The organism is Streptomyces sp. H27-C3, assembly GCF_030063415.1.
Classification (GTDB): domain Bacteria; phylum Actinomycetota; class Actinomycetes; order Streptomycetales; family Streptomycetaceae; genus Streptomyces.
Window position 1 is genome coordinate 135,867 of record NZ_JASITA010000009.1, and the last position, 17,853, is coordinate 153,719.

Consider the following 17,853-nt stretch of genomic DNA (forward strand, 5'->3'; position numbering starts at 1 on the left):
CCCAGGCCGACGGGCCGGGAGCCCGCAGCCCTCCCCGTTCAGAGCAGGTGGGCGGCCTCGGCGACGACCGGCAGCACCCGGCGGGCCAATACCCCGGCCGAACCGTCCGGGGTCTCCAGGGCCAGGGCCGCCCGGGTCGCCACGGCCGTCTGCTCGTCGGTGGCGGCCGTCACGGTGAGCAGCGCGACGAAATGGTCGACCAGCCAGTCGCGCAGCTCGGCGACCGGCGGCTGCTTCTCCTCGTCGAGCCAGATCAGGGAGGCGGCCTCGACGGCCGATATCCAGGTTCGGACCATCATCCGCAGCCTCGGGCCCGCCGTCCCGGCCAGCCCGAGGTGGGTCAGGACCTGCTCGGCGGCGGACCGGCGGACCCCGTCGACCGTCGCGGTCGTGCGGGACGTCTCTGCGACGCTGCCGCCCTGGAGCAACGCGCTGAAGCCCGTGTCGTGTTCGTCGACGAACGTCAGATAGCGGTCCAGGGCGCGGGCGAGCCGCCGGGTCAGCGGCCCGGTCTGCGGCTCGGCGAAACAGAGCTTCAGCTCGTCGGCGGCGGAGCCGAGCGCGGCTTCGTACAACTGCTGCTTGCCGCCCGGGAAGTACCTGTATATGAGCGGCCGTGAGACCCCGGCCACCTCGGCCACCTCGTCGAGCGAGACCTCTTCGGGCGCCCGGTGGGCGAACAGGGACAGGGCGGCGACGAGGAGTTGGGAGCGGCGCTCCGCAACGCCGAGCCTGCGGTACGCGGGGGTGGGGGTCGCTGCCGTGGTCATGTCCGCAGCGTATCCCCGCGTGCCGCCGGCTCCCCGGGCGGTCGCACGGGCGTGTGTGTGAGCAACTGCCGCTGCGCCTAGACGAGTAGCCCCGAGCTCTTCCACAGCTTGCGTCCGACCCCCTGGAGTACGCCGATGTCGTCGAGGAAGTCGGTCAGCCGCCTGGCGCCGTTCTGCATGACCTCCGCGCGGTGGCCGCTCGCCTTGACCTGTGCGATCGCCTGGCGGCGGTCGAGCCCGACGTTCTCGTACACCTTCGGGTTCACGAAACACGTGGAGAAGACGCGGGCCGCCTCTCCGCAGCTCACCCGGGTGAGCTCGCGCTCCCAGAGCGGCGCGGACACCATCTGGCGGCGCAACTCCTCACGGGCGTACCGCACATGGCGGGCCTCCTCCACCACATGGATGCGTGTGACACCGCGCACCAGCGTCTGGACGCGCTCGTCCGGGAAGGTCAGCCGCTGCATCCAGTCGAGAATTTCCTCGCCGAGCAGCGTCGCCGCGAACGAACCCGGCGTCGTCGAGACGGTCTTCAGGACGCGCGCGAGGTTGTGATAGAGCCTGGGGACCGGGTAGTTGGGCGCTCCACCCTTCTCGATCATCTTCCCGAACATGATCGAGTGGCGGCACTCGTCCGCGATCTCGGTGAGCGCGTAGCGCACGTGGTTGCTGGTCACGGGCTTGTCGTAGATGTGCCTGACCAGCAGCTGCATCAGGATGATCTCGAACCAGATTCCGAGCGAGGCGAGCGAGGCGGCCTCGTGCCTGGCCAGGTCCATGCGCTGGTCCTCGGACATCTTGTGCCAGAGCGGGGTGTCGTACAGCGAAACGAGCTCCGGCGGCCAGAACCATTTGCCTTCCTCGACCGGTGCCTCCCAGTCGAGTTCGGTGTCGGGGTCGAAGGAGTGCTTGGCGGACGACTCCAGCAGGCGCTCGGCGACCTGCTCACGGTCCTTGAGGAGGCCGAGCGCGTCCCTGAGTGTGTCGTGATCGGTCACTGTCGTCATGGCTGGGCACCTCACGGGTGGGTGTTACCGGCGGTCACACTTGTGTTCCTTTCTTATGAGACCGCTTGTCAGCAAGCTCGTCAATCCCTCGCGCACGACTTGTTGACCGCCCGTCTACCAACGTGTGAGTCTGCCAACTGTCCGTCCTGATAAGGGATTCCGTCCTGGTAAGGGATATTGGGACAAGAGGCGAAGGAGTCGTCAGTGTCGACGCACGAGCTCTACACCAAGCCCCCGTCGGACCCGCATTGGCAGGTGCCGGCCTCCGGCGCAGCCCGCTTCAGCTGGGAGTACGACGAGGGTCGCGCCCGTCTGCTCGCCCTCTACCAGAAGGGCAAGGACAAGCAGTGGGACGGCGCCACCCGCATCGACTGGAGCCTGGAGGTCGACCCGTACGACCCGCTCGGCACCCCCGACGAGGCCCTCAGCCTCTACGGCAGCCGGCACTGGGCGAAGATGACGGAGCGCGACAAGGGAGACCTGCGGCGGCACTACGCCTCCTGGCAGTTCAGCCAGTTCCTGCACGGTGAGCAGGGCGCGATGGTGTGCGCGGCGCGGATCGTGGAGTCCGTCCCCGATCTGGACGCGAAGCTCTACTCCGCGACCCAGACCATGGACGAGGCCAGGCATGCGGAGATCTACAGCCGCTTCCTGCACGAGAAGGTCGGGATGCTCTACCCGATCAACGACAACCTTCAGTCGCTGCTCGGCGACACCCTGCGCGACTCCCGCTGGGACATGCCGTACCTCGGTATGCAGGTTCTCATCGAGGGCCTGGCGCTCGCCGCCTTCGGCATGATCCGGGACACCACGGACAAGCCGCTGCCCAAGCAGATCCTCGCGTACATCATGCAGGACGAGGCCCGGCATGTGGCCTTCGGGCGGATGGCGCTGCGCGACTACTACAAGCAGCTGTCGGACGCCGAGCTGAAGGAGCGCGAGGAGTTCGTCATCGAGGGCTGCTACCTGATGCGCGACCGGCTGCGCGGCATCGAGGTCCTGGAGAACTTCGGCATTCCCAAGAAGGAGGCCGAGGAGCTCTCCGAGCAGTCCGAATTCCTGCACCTCTTCCGCAAGTTGCTGTTCAGCCGCATCGTGCCGTGCGTCAAGGACATAGGCCTGTGGGGCGAGCGGCTCCAGAAGGCCTACCTCGACATGGGCGTCTTCGACATGGGCGACTCCAACCTCGATCGCCTGATGAGCGAGGACGAGGAGATCGCGGAAAAGCTCGATCAGGAGCGTTTCGAGGCGGAGGAGCACGACCGGCTCGCCGAGATCGACCAGGCGATCGCCGACGGCGCGACGGAGGAGGCCGGGGTCCAGATCTTCCCCTGAGACGGCGCGGCGGAGGAGGAGGCGCAGGTCTCCAGCTGACCGGGCCCGTCGGATGCTCGGGTGTCGGATGCGCGGGTATTCGATGTACGTCCGGACGCCGGCGCGGCACGATGGCACTCATGACGACGACCGCGAACACCCGGGCCGCCCGCCGCAGCCTCGAAGGCCTCGCCCTCGGAGACGCCTTCGGCGAGCGCTGGTTCCCCCCCCTTCCGTGACAGGGGGACGGTGTACGACGAGATCGTGGCGCGCCGGGTCCCCGAGGAGCCGCACTGGCCCTGGACCGACGACACGGCGATGGCGCGCGGCATCATGCGGGTGCTCGACGAACACGGCGAGATCCGGCAGACCCCGCTCGCCAGGTCGCTCTCCCTGATCTTCATGGCCGACCAGGCGCGCGGCTACGGCAGCGGCATGCACGAACTGCTGCCGCAGCTCATGGAGGACGCGTCGGCCTGGCCCGAGCTCACCCGGCGGCTCTTCGGCGGGGAGGGCAGCCTCGGCAACGGCGCGGCGATGCGGGTGGCGCCGCTGGGGGCATGGTTCTCCGCCGATCTCGAACGCGTCGTGGAGCAGGCCGTGTTGTCCGCCCAAGTCACCCATGCCCACCCGCAGGGCATCGCGGGCGCGGTGGCCGTCGCCGTGGCCGCGGCCTTCTCGGTGCGCGGCGAGCTCTCGCTGCCTGCCGTGGCGGAACGCACCCCCGAAGGCCCGGTCCGTGACGGCCTGCTGCGCGCCGCGACCGTCCCGCTGGACGCCGAGCCCCGGCAGGCGGCCGAGGTGCTCGGCAGCGGGAGTCGCATCCGGGCCGACGACACGGTGCCGTTCGCGCTCTGGACGGCGACGCGGCACCCGGACAACCTGGAGGCTGCGCTGTGGTCCACGGCGGAGGGGCTGGGGGACGTGGATACGACCTGTGCGATCACCGGCGGGATCGTCGCTGCCCGTACGGGAGTCGGGGCCATGCCCGAGGTGTGGCTGGAGCGGCGGGAGTCGCTCGTGTGACGGCCGCGGGGTAACGACCTCGGGGGCAATGGAGCGTGGATCAGCGAGCGGCGTCGACCGACGACAACGCCGGAGGCGGAGTCGCAGGGCGTCGGGAGCCGCGCGCTATTGCCCCCGAGGTCGTAAGGGTGAAGTAAGTTTCGCTCATGACCATGCCGCCGCCTCAGCAGCCCTCAGGCCCGTACGGACCCTCGCAGCCGCCGAATCCGAACCCGAACCCGACTCCGAACCCGTACGCGCAGCAGCCCTACCCGCCCCAGCAGTTCCCCCAGCAGCAGCCGTACCCGGGGCACCCGGGACAGCAGGGCCGGCCCTACCCGGGCCAGGGCGCCTGGCAGCAGCCGCCGATGGGCCCGCCCCCGGCCAGGAGCCGGACCGGCAAGGTGCTCGGCATCATCGCGGTCGTGCTGGTGGTGGTCGTGGGCGGGCTCGTATTCGCCGTGTACAAGCTGGTCGGCAGTGGCAGTGGCAGCGGGGGTAGTTTCCCCGCCGCCGAGTACAAGCTCACCGTGCCGCCGACCCTGCTCGACGGCCGGTACAAGCTCGCCCAGGACATGTCGCAGACCGAGGGCAAGAAGGTCGTCGAGGGCAGCTACGACCCGGACATCCGTGACCCGAAGGCCGCGGTCGCCCAGTACAGCGCCGGTTCGCCGCTCGCGCCGAGTGTGGTGGTCGTCTCCGGCATGTACGGGCAGTTCAAGGCTCCCGACGAGGCACGCGGCAAGATGCTGGACGGCGCCGCGAAGGGCAACGGCGCCACCGTGGTCGTACCGGCCAAGGAGATCACCCCGGCCGGCTCCGACGTGACGCTGAGCTGCCAGGTGCTGACCACGACGCAGAACGGCGTCACCGTCACCCTGCCGATGTGCGCCTGGGCCGACGGGAACACGGGCGCGTCCGTCGCCGAGGTCACCCCCGAGACCTCCAAGCAGGACCCCGCTTCCGTCGACCTCGCCAAGGTCGCCGAGACCACCGTCAAGGTGCGCGACGAGGTACGGAAGCCGATCGGCTGATCACGCCGCGGGAGGCGGTCAGTCCTCCAGCGCCGCCTCCATCACCGCCCGCGCGATCGGCGCCGCGCTGCCGCCGCCGCTGATGTCGGCGCGATCGGCCGACGCGTCCTCGACGACAACCGCGACCGCGACCGTCGGCCGGCCGTCGCCGTCCTTCTGCGCCCAGGAGATGAACCAGGCATACGGCGTACCGGAGTTGTCGATGCCGTGCTGCGAAGTGCCGGTCTTGCCGCCGACGGTGACCCCCGGGATAGCGGCGTTGGTGCCCGTGCCGCTCTCCACGACGTCGACCATCATGCGCTGGAGTGCCATGGCGGTGCCCGGCTCCATGGCCTGGTGCAGGGAGTCCGTACCGGACTGCGAGACAACATCACCGTCCGACGCTGTCGTCTTGTCGACCAGGTAGGGGGAGTTGAGGTCGCCGTCGTTGGCGACCGCCGCCGCCACCATCGCCATCTGGAGCGGCGTGGCCGTGGTGTCGTACTGACCGATGGAGGACAGCGCGAGCTGGTCGTCGCTCATGCGGGTGTCGAAGTTACTGGCGGCCACCCCCGAGGGGATCTTGAGGCTGGTGCTGTTGAAGCCGAACTCCCGCACCGTGTCGAGCATTCCCGCCAGCCCCACTCGCACCCCCAGATTCGCCATCACCGTGTTGCAGGAGACCCGGATGGCGTCGGCGAGCGACGCGTTGGCGCAGCCGCTCGCCTCGTTGGGGAGCGTGGTGCTCGTGCCGGGCAGGACATACGGATCGGGTGTCTTCGTGGCGGCGTCGGGATCCTCCACGACACCCGAGTCCAGCGCGGCCGCCGCCGTCACGATCTTGAAGGTGGAGCCCGGCGGGTAGGTCTGCCGGATCGCCCGGTTGAGCATCGGTTGACTCGACGCACCGGTCAGCCGCGCCCAGGCGTCCGTGACCGGCGGCCCGGTCCCGGCGAGCTGCTGGGGATCATACGAAGGGCTGCTGACCAGGCCGAGGATTTTGCCGGTCGACGGCTCGATCGCGGCGACCGCGCCCTTCTTGCCGCCGAGACCCTCGTACGCGGCCCGTTGGACGGCGCCCTTGATGGTGGTGACAGCGTTGCCGCCGGGCTGCTGGGAGCGGGTGATCTCGTTCCAGAAGGGCAGCGGGGCGAGCATCGGGTCGGTGCCGGAGAGGATGTCGTCCTCGGCGTTTTCGATGAAGGTCGTGCCGTACGTCTGGGAGGCGTACCCGGTGACCGGCGCGTACAGCGGGCCGTGCGGATAGGTCCGCTCGAACCGCAGCTGCTCACCGGTGTCCCGGGAGCCGGTGACCGGCTTGCCGTCGACCAGGATGTTGCCGCGCTTCTCGTCGTAACGGGCAATGGTCTGGCGGCGGTTGGCGGGATTGTGGTCGAGCGAGTCGGCCTCGAACACCTGGATACGGGCGGCGTTCAGCAGCAGCGCCACGAGCAGCACCAGACAGAAGCCGGCCGCCCGCCGGATGTAGCGGATCACTGTTCGTCCTCCACGATCGGCGCGATCTCTCCGGTCTCCACGGTCGAGGGGTGCGGGCTGCGGGCCGAGTCGCTGACCCGAATCAGCAGCGCCACGATGATCCAGTTGGTGACCACGGAGGAACCTCCCTGCGCGAGGAACGGCAGGGCCATGCCGGTGAGCGGGATCAGCCCCATCACCCCGCCTGCGATGACGAAGACCTGGAGCGCCAGGATCGAGGCGAGGCCGATCGCGAGGAGCCGGCCGAAGGGGTCGCGCAGGGCCAGGCCCGCCCGGTAGCCGCGCGCCACCAGGAGTGCGTACAGCATGAAGATCGCGGTGAGCCCGACGAGGCCCAGCTCCTCGCCCGCCGTCGCCAGGATGAAATCGGACTTGGCGGCGAAGCCGATGAGGATGGAGTGGCCGACACCGAGACCGGCGCCCAGCATGCCGCCTGCGGCGAACGCGAAGAGCGACTGGGCGAGCTGGCCGGGACCCTCGCCCGCGTCGATGGAGGCGAAGGGATGCAGCCAGTCCTCGACGCGGCTGTTGACATGAGGTTCCAGCGAGCCGACCACGAAGGCGCCGACGGCCGCGAGGATCAGGCCCACCGCGATCCAGCCGGTGCGGCCGGTCGCGACGTACAGCATGATCACGAAGAGCCCGAAGAACAGCAGCGAGGTGCCGAGGTCGCGTTCCAGGACGAGTACGCAGACGCTGATCAGCCAGATCGCCACGATCGGGCCCAGCACGCGACCGGTGGGCAGCTGGAGCTTCCAGAACTTGCGGCCGGTGTACGCGAGGGCGTTGCGGTTGGCGGCGAGGTAGGCGGCGAAGAAGACCGCGAGCAGGATCTTCGCGAACTCGCCTGGCTGGAAGGAGAATCCGCCCAACCGGATCCAGATCTTCGCGCCGTTCACGGCGGGGAAGAAGATCGGCACGATCATCAGGACCAGGGCCGCGGCGACGGACAGATACGCGTACCGCTGGAGGATGCGGTGGTCGCGCAGCGCGATCACCACACCGATGAAGAGCGCGACGCCGATGGTGGACCAGACGAGCTGAGTGGGGGCGGCGTCGTCCTGTGGGGTCTCCAGGTCCAGGCGGTAGATCAGCACCAGGCCGAGGCCGTTGAGGAGGACAGCGATGGGCAGGAGCAGCGGGTCCGCATAAGGAGCACGGAAGCGTACGGCCAGATGGGCGAGGAGGGCGAGGACGCCGAGGCCCGCGCCGTAGCCGATCGCGTCGGGCGGTACCGCGTTGCTCTTGGCGAGGCCGACGTGGAGGTAGCCGTACACGGAGATGAGGACGGCGGCGACGAGGAGCGACAGCTCGACGCCGCGACGCCTGGGGAGGCGTACGTCGGGCGGGGGAGCATCCGCCGTCGTTGCGGTCATGCTCGGCAACGTAGCAAGCGGCCGGGGTGTATGGCCGTATATGTCACCTGGTGCCGAGCGCCGCGTGGGGATGGCCCGAAGCCCCGAGGGGCCCGCCGCACTGCGGGCGGGACCTCTCGGGGCGTGGGGTGTGCGGAAGTGCGCGACCGCTACGAGCGGTTCAGCACCAGCGCGGGGCCGGGCCGATGTTCGCGATGTACTCGGCCGACGCCCAGGCCCAGGTGCCGTTGGTGAGCAGGTACCAGCGGCTGTTGCCGTTCACGTGCTGGCCGGTGGTCTTGCAGAAGATGTGGACTATCGCGCCGTGCGGCTTCTTGCCGATGATCCTGCTGCCGCGGGTGGGCCTGTCCCTCAGGAGCAGCCCGGACTTCGCGGTCACCCGCCCCTTGTACGTCTTGTGCGACGCGGCGTTCTCGGTCTGCGGCCCGGCGGGGTCTTCCGCGACGGCGAGCGCGGGGCCCGCTGCGGTGAGGACGGCGACGGCGCCGGTGGCGGCGTACAGGCCGAGCCTGCGGAGCGTCTTCGGGCGGGTCTGCACTGGCATGCTGCCTCCTGGGGAGGGGGGAGGGCCTTCGCCGGGGCGAAGGGCGGCGGAGAATCACCGTCCACGTAACCGGCTCTCGGCTCGCCCGCTTCACACTAGGTTCGTCACTTATTGATCGCAAAGCGAGCGAAGCATCACTCTGCGTAGATATTTACCGGTGCGTCGGACTCCGGGGCCTCGGGGAGGGTCAGTGTCGCGACGGCCCCGCCGTCCGGCGCGTTGCTGAACGTCAGCCGGGCGTGGATCGCGCCCGCCTGCCCCACGGCGATCGTCAGCCCCAGGCCGTGCCCCTTGGCCCCGGCGCGCGGCTCGGTCCTGAACCGCTGCGGCCCGTGTGCCAGCAGGTATTCCGGATAGCCCGCACCGTGGTCCCGCACCGTCACCACCGGGCCGTCGACGGTCACGACGACCGGCGCGCGGCCGTGCTTGTGGGCGTTGACGAGCAGATTGCCCAACACCCGCTCCAGCCGCCGCCGGTCGGTCTCCACATACGCGTCCCGCATGATCGCCAGCTCCGTCCGCGGCTCCGCGTGCTGCGGCTCTCCCGCGCCGGAAGCCGACGCCTCCGCCGCCGCCCCCGAACCGCGCACCATGCGCACCACGCGTTCCGCCAACGGCCCCAGCCGGTGCAGGTCAGGTTGGATCTTCTCGCTGCCCGCGTCGAGCCGGGAGATCTCCAGCAGATCCTCCGTCAGTAGCCGCATCGCGCGCACCCGGTCCTGGACGAGGTGAGTGGGGCGGCCGGGCGGCAGCAGCTCGGCCGCCGCGTGCAGACCGGTCAGCGGCGTGCGCAGCTCGTGCGCCACGTCGGCGGTGAAGCGCTGCTCGCTCAGCAGCTTGCCCTGGAGGGTGGAGGCCATGGTGTCCAGCGCCCCGGAAACCGTGGCCACCTCGTCCTGAGGGCGTGAAGAACCCTTTGTGCGTGGGTCGTTGACCCGGGCGTCGAGATCGCCCGCGCTGATCCTGCGGGCCACCGTGGCGGTCTGGTGCAGACGGCGCGTGACCCGGGTGACCCCGAAGACCCCGATGAGCAGGGTGACGGCGATGGCGAGGACGGAGGAGCCGACGATCGCCCGGTCCAGGCCCGTGATGGTCCTGACGCTCTGGCTGTAGTCGATCGTGGCCGCGATGGCCCGGTCGTCGGCGGGGCCCGCCGCCCACATGGTGGGCCGGCCGTAGTGATCGGTGACCACCGTGCCGTGTCGGCCGGTCAGCGCGAGGGCGCGCAGCGAGGCCGGCAGCGCCGCCGGGTCTATGCCGGAGCCGGGCGGCAGCGGATCGCCTGCCTCGTACGCCCGCGTCGCGTCCTCCAGCTTGGTCAGCGCCTTCTCGCGGGCCTGGCCGACCGTCTGGTGCGTCACCGAAACGTGCACCAGCGCGCCGAGCAGCGCCGCGAGGGCGCAGCACATCACGGCGATGAAGGCCGCGGCCTTCCAGGTGAGCCGGGCGGTCCAGGCGGGCACCCGGAACCTGCGCGCGCTCATGAACCACTCGCCGACGGCTCCGGGGCCGATGCCGACGACGACTCCGGGGCCGATGCCGGCGACGACTCCGGGGGAGATGCCGGCGACGGACCTGGGGGCGGCGCGCCGGCCCCGCCCGGCCTGTCCGGCGTCCTGGGTCCGCCGGGCCCGTCCGGTCTGTTGTGCTTGTCCTGGGCGACGCGCAGGAACTCGTCATGGGTGGGGAACATCGCGCGCTGCCGGTCGTCCCACGACCAGGCCGTCCGGTACTCGTATCCGGGGATGCCGGAGGTGGCCCGGATGAGCACGTCCCGGCCCGCCAGCTCCACGCTGATCACCGAGTCGGAGCTGGACATGATCCGGGTCAGCCTGCCCTTTTCCGCCATGTAGACGCGTACGACCAGCTGGTTCTCCGGCATCCTGATGCCGACGATCAGATCGTCCGAGCCCTCGCCCGTCAGATCCCGGTAGTACGACGTGAGCACCGGGCAGGACGTGGGCTTCTCGTCGCACCTGCCCAGCTGCCGCACGGTCTCGTCGTAGAGCCCGTCGGTGCCGCTGTACTCGCCCGGATGCGCCCTGACCTCGGCCTGGACGACGGCGACCGGCTTCACCCGGTGGACATCGCTGTCCGGCACCTCGACGCCGGGGACGGATGCCCTGTTCCCCTCGTCGAGGCCGTACGGGTCCGAGGTGGCCGGCGGCAGCTTCGGCCAGAGGCGGGTGGGGCCGACCGCGGTGGGCGTGGCGCCCGCGCTCGTGAGCTCGCCCGCGTCGCCGCAGGCGGACAGGGCAAGCAGCGCGGCGGCCGCGGCCAGGGGCAGCAGGGCGCCGCGTGCCGTGCGGTGCGTGCTCAAGGCTCCCCTCTCCGCCCTGTCCGGGCTGTGCCGTCCGCGTCTGTGTTGTGCCGTCCGCCGCGGGTGATGAGGCGGAGCTCGAGGCGATTCGTCGCACCGTAAACCTTATGCGGAGGGAAGTCGCTTTTCTTCACGCGGGCGCCCTGGCGGGCCTGGGCGGTGGAAGAGCTCCGCACGGTGACGTCGGGGCGGAGCCGGACGAGCGCGAGAGGGGAGCGGAGGTGAAGGTGGCCGCGATCCTGGCCGTGCGGGGCATGGTGGGCGCACTCATGACAAGGACGCTACGTATCCGCTATTGCGCTGTTATGTAACAGCGGGCCTTAATTGTCCGCCCGTCCGCCCGATGCCGTTGCGGTCAGCGCTGGTAGGGGTTCTGTCCGGGCTGCTGCTGCGCCTGCCCCTGGCCGTATCCCTGTGCCTGTCCCCGCGGCTGGCCGTCGGGGCCGCTGCCGCCCTGTATCTGAAGCTGCTCCGCCTGCTCCTTCGTCACCTGCTGCTCGGCGCCGCAGAACGTGCACTGCGTCGAGTGCTTCGTCGAGTACGGGAACACCGGGATGAAGAACAGCGTGAACTTGCTGACGCGCTTCCTGAGCGTGTGCGCCGACGGATTCCCGCAATGGCCGCACACGAGCGTGAGCATCGCCAGCTGATACAGATAGCCCTTGGTGCCAAAGATGATCATGCTGTGGTCCCCTCCACGATCCCTCTCGGTCCGCGCGGCCACTCGCCTGCGCAGGACCGACAGTCTCTCGTAGGAACGGCTGACGAGGTCACCGCGTTCCCCACGGGCCCCGACCGGGATATTGCCCCCGCGGTGCCTGGGCTGTTCCTATGGGCGGCGGGGTGATGGGGCATGACGGGACTGCGGGTGGTACCGGCGAGGCACCGAGGGCAGGAGCGGCTGTATGTGAACCTGCCCGACGGCAGAAGCGTCGCCTGGTACGACCGGGAGACCGGCCGCGTCAGTCTGCTCACCGCCGGGGGCGAGCGGGACGTACTGGCCGCCCTCGCCCCGTTCGTCACCGGCCCCGTCACCGTCGGCCCGCCCCCCGTCCCCACCGTCGCCGACCTGGCGGGCCTGGCGCTGCCCCCCGACGACGACCTGGCCCCCAATCGCCCCGGCGAGGCCCTGCACGCTGAGCTGGCGGCGGACCCCGGCCTTCCGCACCGCTTCCGGGGCGACCCGCGCCGCGTCGCCCTGGCCGCCCAGCAGCTGATGGGCGAGGAGCTGGACCGCCTTGAGGGCGTCGGGTGGCGCGTCCTGCACTCGGTTCCGCTTCCCGGCGCCGCGTGCCTGAGCCACTTGCTGATCGGCCCCGGCGGCGTACTCAACGTCCGCACGCTGCACGCCGGAAACGGCAGGCAGCGGGTCAGGATCAGCGACCCGCTGGTCCAGGTCGGCCGGGCCGAGCCCCTCCCGCAGTTGCGCTGGGCCCGCCGCGAGGCCGAGCGCGCCTCGCTCGCAGTGGCCGTGGCCGTGCGCCCGGTGCTGGCCCTGGTCGGGGCGGGTCGGGTGGACCCCGCGCCGTTGCTCCGCGACGTATGGATTCTGCGCGAGCACGAGGTCCCGGAGCTGGCCGGCAGCGCCGGCGTACTCAAGCCCGCGGACATCGAGGCGCTGTACGCGTCGGCCCGGGACCGCCGCACCTGGCTGCGCGTCTGAAGCGGCACCCACCTACCCCCGCGCCTGAAGCGCCACCCACTCACCCTCGTGGCAGGGGCCGGGCCCGGTTCCGGTTGATGAGCGGGCCGAGCAGATCCCCGTACCGCCCGAGCCGTGCGCCGATGTCCCCGGCCCGGAAGACGAGCAGCTCAGGATCCGCCGGGCCGGCCTCGATCTCCTCCCAGGTCACCGGCGTCGACACGGTCGGCTCGTCCCGCGCCCGCAGCGTGTATGGCGCCGCGGTAGTCTTCGAGGCCGAGTTCTGGCTGAAGTCGACAAAGACCTTGCCAGGCCGCAGCGACCGGGTCATCCGGTGCACGACCAGGTGCGGCAGCGCGCTCTCCGCCTCGAAGGCGAGCGCCTTCGCGTACGCCGTGACCTCGTCGGACGGCGTCGGCTCCAGCGGCGCGAGCAGATGCAGCCCCTTGGATCCCGAGGTCTTCGGATACGCCCCGAGCCCGTCCGCCGCGAGCCGGTCGCGCAGCCACAGCGCGACCTCGCAACACTCGGCGACGGTCGCGGGAGCCCCGGGGTCGAGGTCGATGACCAGCCGGTCGGCGCGGCCGGGATCATCCGCCTGCCACTGCGGGGTATGAAATTCCACCACCAGGTTCGCCGCCCACATCAGCGTCGAAAGATCTTGTACGAGCACCTGCCGCGCCGCCCTGTCGTCGGAGCGCGGCACCTCCGCCGTCCGCACCCAGGAAGGTGTGCCCGGCGGCGGGTTCTTGGTGAAGAACCGCTGCCCGTCCGGCCCGTCCGGATAGCGCAGGAAGGACAGGGGCCGATTGTGGAGGTGGGCCAGGAGGGCGCCGGCGGTGGTGGCGTAGTAGTGCAGCACCTCGCCCTTGGTGGTCCCGGTGGCCGGGTACAGGACCTTGTCCAGATTGCTGAGCGCGAGGCGCCGCCCCTCCACCTCGGTGATGGGCGACATACGATGAGAATCCCATGAAATCGGATTGAAGGGTATGAATCGTGAGATCCATCTGGAACGGTGCCATATCCTTCGGCCTGGTCAGCATCCCCATCAAGCTGGTGAACGCCACCGAGAACCACTCGATCTCCTTCCGTCAGATCCACACCACCGACGGCGGCCGGGTCCGCTACCGCAAGGTCTGCGAGCTGGAGGGCGAGGAGATCCCGACCCACGAGATCGGCAAGGGGTACGAGGACGCCGACGGGTCGATCATCCCGATCACCGACGCCGACCTGGCGGCGCTCCCGCTGCCCACCGCGAAGACGATCGAAATCGTCGCCTTCGTGCCCGAGGCCTCGATCGACCCCCTCCAGATGGACGCGGCGTACTACCTCTCCGCGAACGGCGTGCCCGCCGCCAAGCCGTACACGCTGCTGCGCGAGGCACTCAAGCGCAGCGAGAAGGTTGCCGTCGCCAAATACGCGCTGCGTGGACGTGAGCGGCTCGGCATGCTGCGGGTCGTCGACGACGTCATCGCCATGCACGGCCTGCTCTGGCCCGACGAGATCCGCGCTCCCGACTCCGTGGCGCCGGACACGAAGGTGACCGTCCGCGAGGCCGAACTCGACCTGGCCGATGCCCTGATGGACACCCTCGGCGAGGTCGACATGGACTCGCTGCACGACGACTACCGGGAGGCGGTCGAGGCCATGATCGCCTCGAAGGTCTCCGGCGAGGCGCTCGCCCCCCAGTCCGCGCCCGCGGGCGGCGGCGGAAAGGTCATCGACCTGATGGCCGCCCTGGAGAACAGCGTCCGGGCCGCGAAGGAGGCCCGCGGTGGCGAGGCCGTCGAGAGCGGCGAACACGCCGAGGTCACCTCGCTCCCGGCCCGCAAGGCCCGCAAATCCGCCGCGGCGGCGCCCAAGCAGACCGGCGCGAAGAAGTCGACGTCGACGGCGAAGAAGACCACGGCCAAGAAGGCCACCAAGTCGACGTCCAAGGCCACGTCGAAGACGGCGTCCGCGGCCAAGTCCTCGCAGAAGGCCACCCAGAAGTCATCGGCGGCCAAGAAGACGACGGCACCCAGGAAGCGGACCTCCGCGTAGCCCCGGGGTACATGACAAAGGCCCGGACTCAGCGAACTGAGTCCGGGCCTTCATACTTGGCACTTGCTGTGAAGCGAAGTGCCCCCGGCAGGATTCGAACCTGCGCACCCGGCTCCGGAGGCCGATGCTCTATCCCCTGAGCTACGGGGGCAATGTCGCGTGTCGCGCTGCAACGTCTAGAACCCTACCAGCTCCCACCCGGTGTCCATGAACAGGTATTTCCACCTTCTTCCCGCGCCGGATCCACGCCGATCCCCACCCCCGGCCGAGCCCGCGCCGAGCCTCCGCCGAGCCCGCGCCGCGCCTCCGCCGAGCCCGCGCCGCGCCCCATGACTCGCCCCGCGTCCCTCGTCCCCCATGTGTTCCCCCACACGGGGTGGAAGTGGGCAAAACCCGGACGCAGCCCTGGGCGGCGACCTACTCTCGAGTTGTGGCAGGCGCGTCCGGCCGGGTGCTCGTTGTGGACGACAACAAGGTCATCCGGCAGCTGATCAGGGTCAATCTCGAGCTGGAGGGCTTCGAGGTGGTGACCGCGGCCGATGGTGCCGAATGCCTGGACATCGTCCATCGGGTCTGCCCCGATGTGATCACCCTCGATGTCGTGATGCCGCGCCTGGACGGTCTGCGTACGGCCGCCCGGCTCCGGGACGACCCGCGCACCAGTCATCTGCCCGTCGCCATCATCAGTGCGTGTACGCAGTACGAGGTCGAGAGCGGCCTCGCCGCAGGGGTGGAGGCCTTCCTCTCCAAGCCGTTCGAACCGGCCGACCTGGTCCGGCTCGTACGGCAGTTGGCGCATCGGGAGGGCATGCCGTCTGCCGACGGCAGGCACGAGGCCGGGCGGGCAGGGCGCACGGTCCGCTGATCGCCGGCCGCCCCCTCGGTGACCGGATGGCGAAACCGGTTCGCGAAAGCACCCCCCTCCTCCCATACGCTTGCCCCGTGACCCCCGCAGATCTCTCCCGCACCGTGGTGCGCGCCGTGCGCCGCGCCGTGGCGGAAGGCGTATTGCGCGCGCCGGTGCCCGAGCGGGCCGTCGTCGAGCGCCCGCGTCCCGGTGGGCGCGGGGACTACGCCACCAACGTCGCCCTCAAGCTGGCCGGGCCCGCGGGCATGCCCGCCCGGGAGGTCGCCGAGATCCTTCGCTCCATGCTCGACGCCGACGCCGCCATCGCCGGGGTCGAGATCACCGGCCCCGGCTTTCTGAACTTCACGCTCGCCCCGGACCCGTACGACACGCTGGTACGCACCGTCCTCCAGGAGGGCAGTACGTACGGGCACGGCGCCGTCCTTGCCGGGCAGACCGTCCGCGTCGGCCCCGGGCCGCGCGCCGACGCCGTCGCGCGGCTGCTGCTGGCCCAGGACGCGACCGTGCTGCGGACGGACGAGGACGGGTCCGCGGACGGGCCCACGGAAGGCACCGCCGTGCTCGTCGCGCGGCTCGGACACGACGCCGCCGTCTGGAGCCTGCTCCTGCCCACCGCCGCCGCCACCGACGACGACCTGCTCGCCCAGCGCGAGAGCAATTCGCTCTTCCGGGTGCGCTACGCCCACGCCAGGACCCGCGCGCTGACCCGCAACGCGGCCGACCTCGGCTTCCGTGCGGCGTACGAGGAGGCCGTGGACGCCCCTGGGCTGCTCGGCGCTCTCGCCGACCACCCGGCGGTCCTCGAGGCCGCCGCCCGCCGCCGTGAGCCCGAACGGCTCGCCCGGCATCTCGACACCGTCGCGGACCGGTTCTTCCGCTTCCACGACGCCTGCCCCGTCCTGCCCGTCGGCGACGAGAAACCCTCGGTCGCCCACCGCTCCCGGCTGGCTCTCGCCGAAGCCACCGGTGCGGTGCTGGCAGGCGGCCTTTCACTGCTCGGCATCAGCGCACCAGAACATCTGTGAAAGAGACAGAAGAATGAGCCGTTCCGCACACCCCGCCGGGCCGCGTCACGCCGACGTCTACCCCGAGGGCCACTACACCGCCCCCGCCGACGACCTGAACCTTCTCGACGAGAAGGTCTGGTCGCGGACCGTACGTCGTCACGACAACGGGGTCGTGGCTGTCGGCGGCATCGAAGTGACCCGCCTCGCCGAGGAGTTCGGCACCCCCGCCTACTTCCTCGACGAGTCCGACTTCCGCGCCCGCTGCCGCGCCTGGTCCGACGCCTTCGGCCCCAACGCCGACGTCTTCTACGCCGGGAAGGCCTTCCTCTCGCGCGCCGTCGTGCGCTGGCTGAAGGAGGAGGGGCTCAACCTCGACGTGTGCTCCGGCGGCGAGCTGACCACGGCCCTCGAAGCGGGCATGCCCGCCGACCGCATCGCCTTCCACGGCAACAACAAGTCGACGGAGGAGATCGAGCGGGCGGTCGACGCCGGCGTGGGGCGCGTCGTCCTCGACTCCTACCAGGAGATCGTCCGCGTCGCGCACGTCGCGCAGAGCCGCGGCAAGCGCCAGCGCGTCCAGATCCGGGTGACGGTCGGCGTCGAGGCGCACACCCACGAGTTCATCGCGACCGCCCACGAGGACCAGAAGTTCGGGATCGCGCTCGCCGGGGGACAGGCCGCCGAGGCGGTCCGCAGGGCCCTGCGGCTCGACGGCCTCGAACTCATCGGCATCCACTCCCACATCGGCTCGCAGATCTTCGACATGGCGGGCTTCGAGGTCTCGGCGCGCCGGGTCGTCCAGCTCCTCGCCGAGGTGCGCGACGAGCACGGCGTGGAGCTGCCGGAGATCGACCTCGGCGGCGGCCTCGGTATCGCGTACACCTCGGAGGACGACCCCAGCGAGCCGCACGAGATCGCCAAGTCGCTCCTGGAGATCGTCACGCGCGAGTGCGAGACGCACGGGCTCACCACGCCCCGCATCTCCGTCGAGCCCGGCCGCGCGATCGTCGGGCCGACCGCCTTCACGCTCTACGAGGTGGGGACGATCAAGCCGCTGGAAGGGCTCCGCACGTACGTCAGTGTCGACGGCGGCATGTCCGACAACATCCGTACCGCGCTGTACGACGCCGAGTACAGCGTCGCCCTCGTGTCGCGCACCTCGACCGCCGAGCCGATGCTCTCCCGCGTCGTCGGCAAGCACTGCGAGAGCGGCGACATCGTCGTACGCGACGCCTTCCTCCCCGCCGACCTGGCGCCCGGCGACCTGATCGCGGTCCCCGCCACCGGCGCGTACTGCCGCTCGATGGCCAGCAACTACAACCACTCGCTCCGCCCGCCCGTCGTCGTGGTCCGCGACGGCGAGGCGCGGGTCATCGTCCGGCGCGAGACGGAGGAAGATCTCCTGCGTCTCGATGTCGGCTGATGAAATGGATGTCTCGCAATCTGG

At 70.5% G+C, this 17,853-nt stretch carries 17 protein-coding genes and 1 tRNA gene; 8 read left to right on the top strand and 10 right to left on the bottom strand.

What is annotated here, in order from left to right:
* Nucleotides 1-38 precede the first annotated feature (38 nt).
* Both QMK30_RS11450 and QMK30_RS11455 read right to left on the bottom strand, forming a co-directional pair.
* Nucleotides 39-770 (bottom strand): TetR/AcrR family transcriptional regulator, encoded by a 732-nt coding sequence (locus QMK30_RS11450; RefSeq protein WP_283517343.1) that lies wholly within the window; start codon nucleotides 768-770, stop codon nucleotides 39-41.
* Between the two features lie 77 nt (nucleotides 771-847).
* On the bottom strand, nucleotides 848-1,777 hold the full coding sequence (locus tag QMK30_RS11455; protein ID WP_283517345.1) for an AurF N-oxygenase family protein: 930 nt from the start codon (nucleotides 1,775-1,777) through the stop codon (nucleotides 848-850).
* A gap of 204 nt (nucleotides 1,778-1,981) precedes the next feature.
* Between QMK30_RS11455 and QMK30_RS11460 the strand changes: the two genes are divergently transcribed.
* From QMK30_RS11460 to QMK30_RS11470, 3 genes are all read left to right on the top strand, one after another.
* Entirely contained in the window at nucleotides 1,982-3,112 is a 1,131-nt protein-coding gene (locus QMK30_RS11460) for a ferritin-like domain-containing protein (RefSeq protein WP_283517346.1), read from the top strand.
* A 228-nt stretch (nucleotides 3,113-3,340) separates the two neighbouring features.
* Nucleotides 3,341-4,117, top strand: a complete 777-nt coding sequence (locus QMK30_RS11465) for an ADP-ribosylglycohydrolase family protein (RefSeq protein ID WP_502963120.1) — start codon at nucleotides 3,341-3,343, stop codon at nucleotides 4,115-4,117.
* Nucleotides 4,118-4,263: 146 nt separating this feature from the next.
* Nucleotides 4,264-5,130, top strand: coding sequence for a hypothetical protein (locus QMK30_RS11470; RefSeq protein WP_283517348.1), 867 nt, complete (start codon nucleotides 4,264-4,266; stop codon nucleotides 5,128-5,130).
* Nucleotides 5,131-5,148: 18 nt separating this feature from the next.
* Here QMK30_RS11470 and QMK30_RS11475 read toward each other — a convergent pair whose 3' ends face one another.
* The 6 genes from QMK30_RS11475 to QMK30_RS11500 form a co-directional block, all read right to left on the bottom strand.
* Nucleotides 5,149-6,606, bottom strand: coding sequence for a penicillin-binding transpeptidase domain-containing protein (locus tag QMK30_RS11475; RefSeq protein ID WP_283517349.1), 1,458 nt, complete (start codon nucleotides 6,604-6,606; stop codon nucleotides 5,149-5,151).
* Nucleotides 6,603-7,982, bottom strand: a complete 1,380-nt coding sequence (locus QMK30_RS11480) for an FtsW/RodA/SpoVE family cell cycle protein (protein WP_283517351.1) — start codon at nucleotides 7,980-7,982, stop codon at nucleotides 6,603-6,605. The genes QMK30_RS11475 and QMK30_RS11480 overlap by 4 nt, the downstream gene beginning before the upstream one ends.
* Before the next feature lie 160 nt (nucleotides 7,983-8,142).
* A complete protein-coding gene (locus QMK30_RS11485; RefSeq protein WP_283517353.1) occupies nucleotides 8,143-8,526 on the bottom strand; it encodes an SH3 domain-containing protein in 384 nt (127 codons plus the stop codon).
* Between the two features lie 134 nt (nucleotides 8,527-8,660).
* Nucleotides 8,661-10,010 carry an ATP-binding protein gene (locus tag QMK30_RS11490; protein ID WP_283517355.1) on the bottom strand — a complete coding sequence of 450 codons (1,350 nt, stop codon included), beginning with the start codon at nucleotides 10,008-10,010 and terminating at the stop codon, nucleotides 8,661-8,663.
* On the bottom strand, nucleotides 10,007-10,846 hold the full coding sequence (locus QMK30_RS11495; protein WP_283517357.1) for a hypothetical protein: 840 nt from the start codon (nucleotides 10,844-10,846) through the stop codon (nucleotides 10,007-10,009). Before QMK30_RS11495 ends, QMK30_RS11490 begins: the two co-directional genes overlap by 4 nt.
* Nucleotides 10,847-11,201: 355 nt before the next feature.
* A complete protein-coding gene (locus tag QMK30_RS11500; protein ID WP_283517359.1) occupies nucleotides 11,202-11,528 on the bottom strand; it encodes a zinc-ribbon domain-containing protein in 327 nt (108 codons plus the stop codon).
* A 171-nt stretch (nucleotides 11,529-11,699) separates the two neighbouring features.
* Here QMK30_RS11500 and QMK30_RS11505 point away from each other — a divergent pair, with 171 nt between their 5' ends.
* Nucleotides 11,700-12,509, top strand: coding sequence for an NERD domain-containing protein (locus QMK30_RS11505; RefSeq protein WP_283517361.1), 810 nt, complete (start codon nucleotides 11,700-11,702; stop codon nucleotides 12,507-12,509).
* Nucleotides 12,510-12,549: 40 nt separating this feature from the next.
* Here QMK30_RS11505 and ligD read toward each other — a convergent pair whose 3' ends face one another.
* On the bottom strand, nucleotides 12,550-13,443 hold the full coding sequence (ligD, locus tag QMK30_RS11510) for a non-homologous end-joining DNA ligase (RefSeq protein ID WP_283517363.1): 894 nt from the start codon (nucleotides 13,441-13,443) through the stop codon (nucleotides 12,550-12,552).
* 41 nt (nucleotides 13,444-13,484) lie between these two features.
* Here ligD and ku point away from each other — a divergent pair, with 41 nt between their 5' ends.
* Nucleotides 13,485-14,531: a non-homologous end joining protein Ku gene (ku, locus tag QMK30_RS11515; RefSeq protein ID WP_283517365.1), complete on the top strand. Its 1,047-nt coding sequence runs from the start codon at nucleotides 13,485-13,487 to the stop codon at nucleotides 14,529-14,531.
* A 79-nt stretch (nucleotides 14,532-14,610) separates the two neighbouring features.
* Here ku and QMK30_RS11520 read toward each other — a convergent pair.
* Nucleotides 14,611-14,682: transfer RNA gene (locus QMK30_RS11520), tRNA-Arg, on the bottom strand.
* A 225-nt stretch (nucleotides 14,683-14,907) separates the two neighbouring features.
* Here QMK30_RS11520 and QMK30_RS11525 point away from each other — a divergent pair.
* The 3 genes from QMK30_RS11525 to lysA all read left to right on the top strand — a co-directional run bounded on the left by QMK30_RS11525 (nucleotide 14,908) and on the right by lysA (nucleotide 17,829).
* Nucleotides 14,908-15,396: a response regulator gene (locus QMK30_RS11525; RefSeq protein ID WP_283517367.1), complete on the top strand. Its 489-nt coding sequence runs from the start codon at nucleotides 14,908-14,910 to the stop codon at nucleotides 15,394-15,396.
* 77 nt (nucleotides 15,397-15,473) lie between these two features.
* Complete coding sequence (nrtL, locus tag QMK30_RS11530; RefSeq protein ID WP_283517369.1) at nucleotides 15,474-16,424, top strand: ArgS-related anticodon-binding protein NrtL; 951 nt, start codon at nucleotides 15,474-15,476, stop codon at nucleotides 16,422-16,424.
* 13 nt (nucleotides 16,425-16,437) lie between these two features.
* Nucleotides 16,438-17,829 (top strand): diaminopimelate decarboxylase, encoded by a 1,392-nt coding sequence (gene lysA / locus QMK30_RS11535; protein WP_283517371.1) that lies wholly within the window; start codon nucleotides 16,438-16,440, stop codon nucleotides 17,827-17,829.
* The last annotated feature ends 24 nt before the right edge of the window (nucleotides 17,830-17,853 follow it).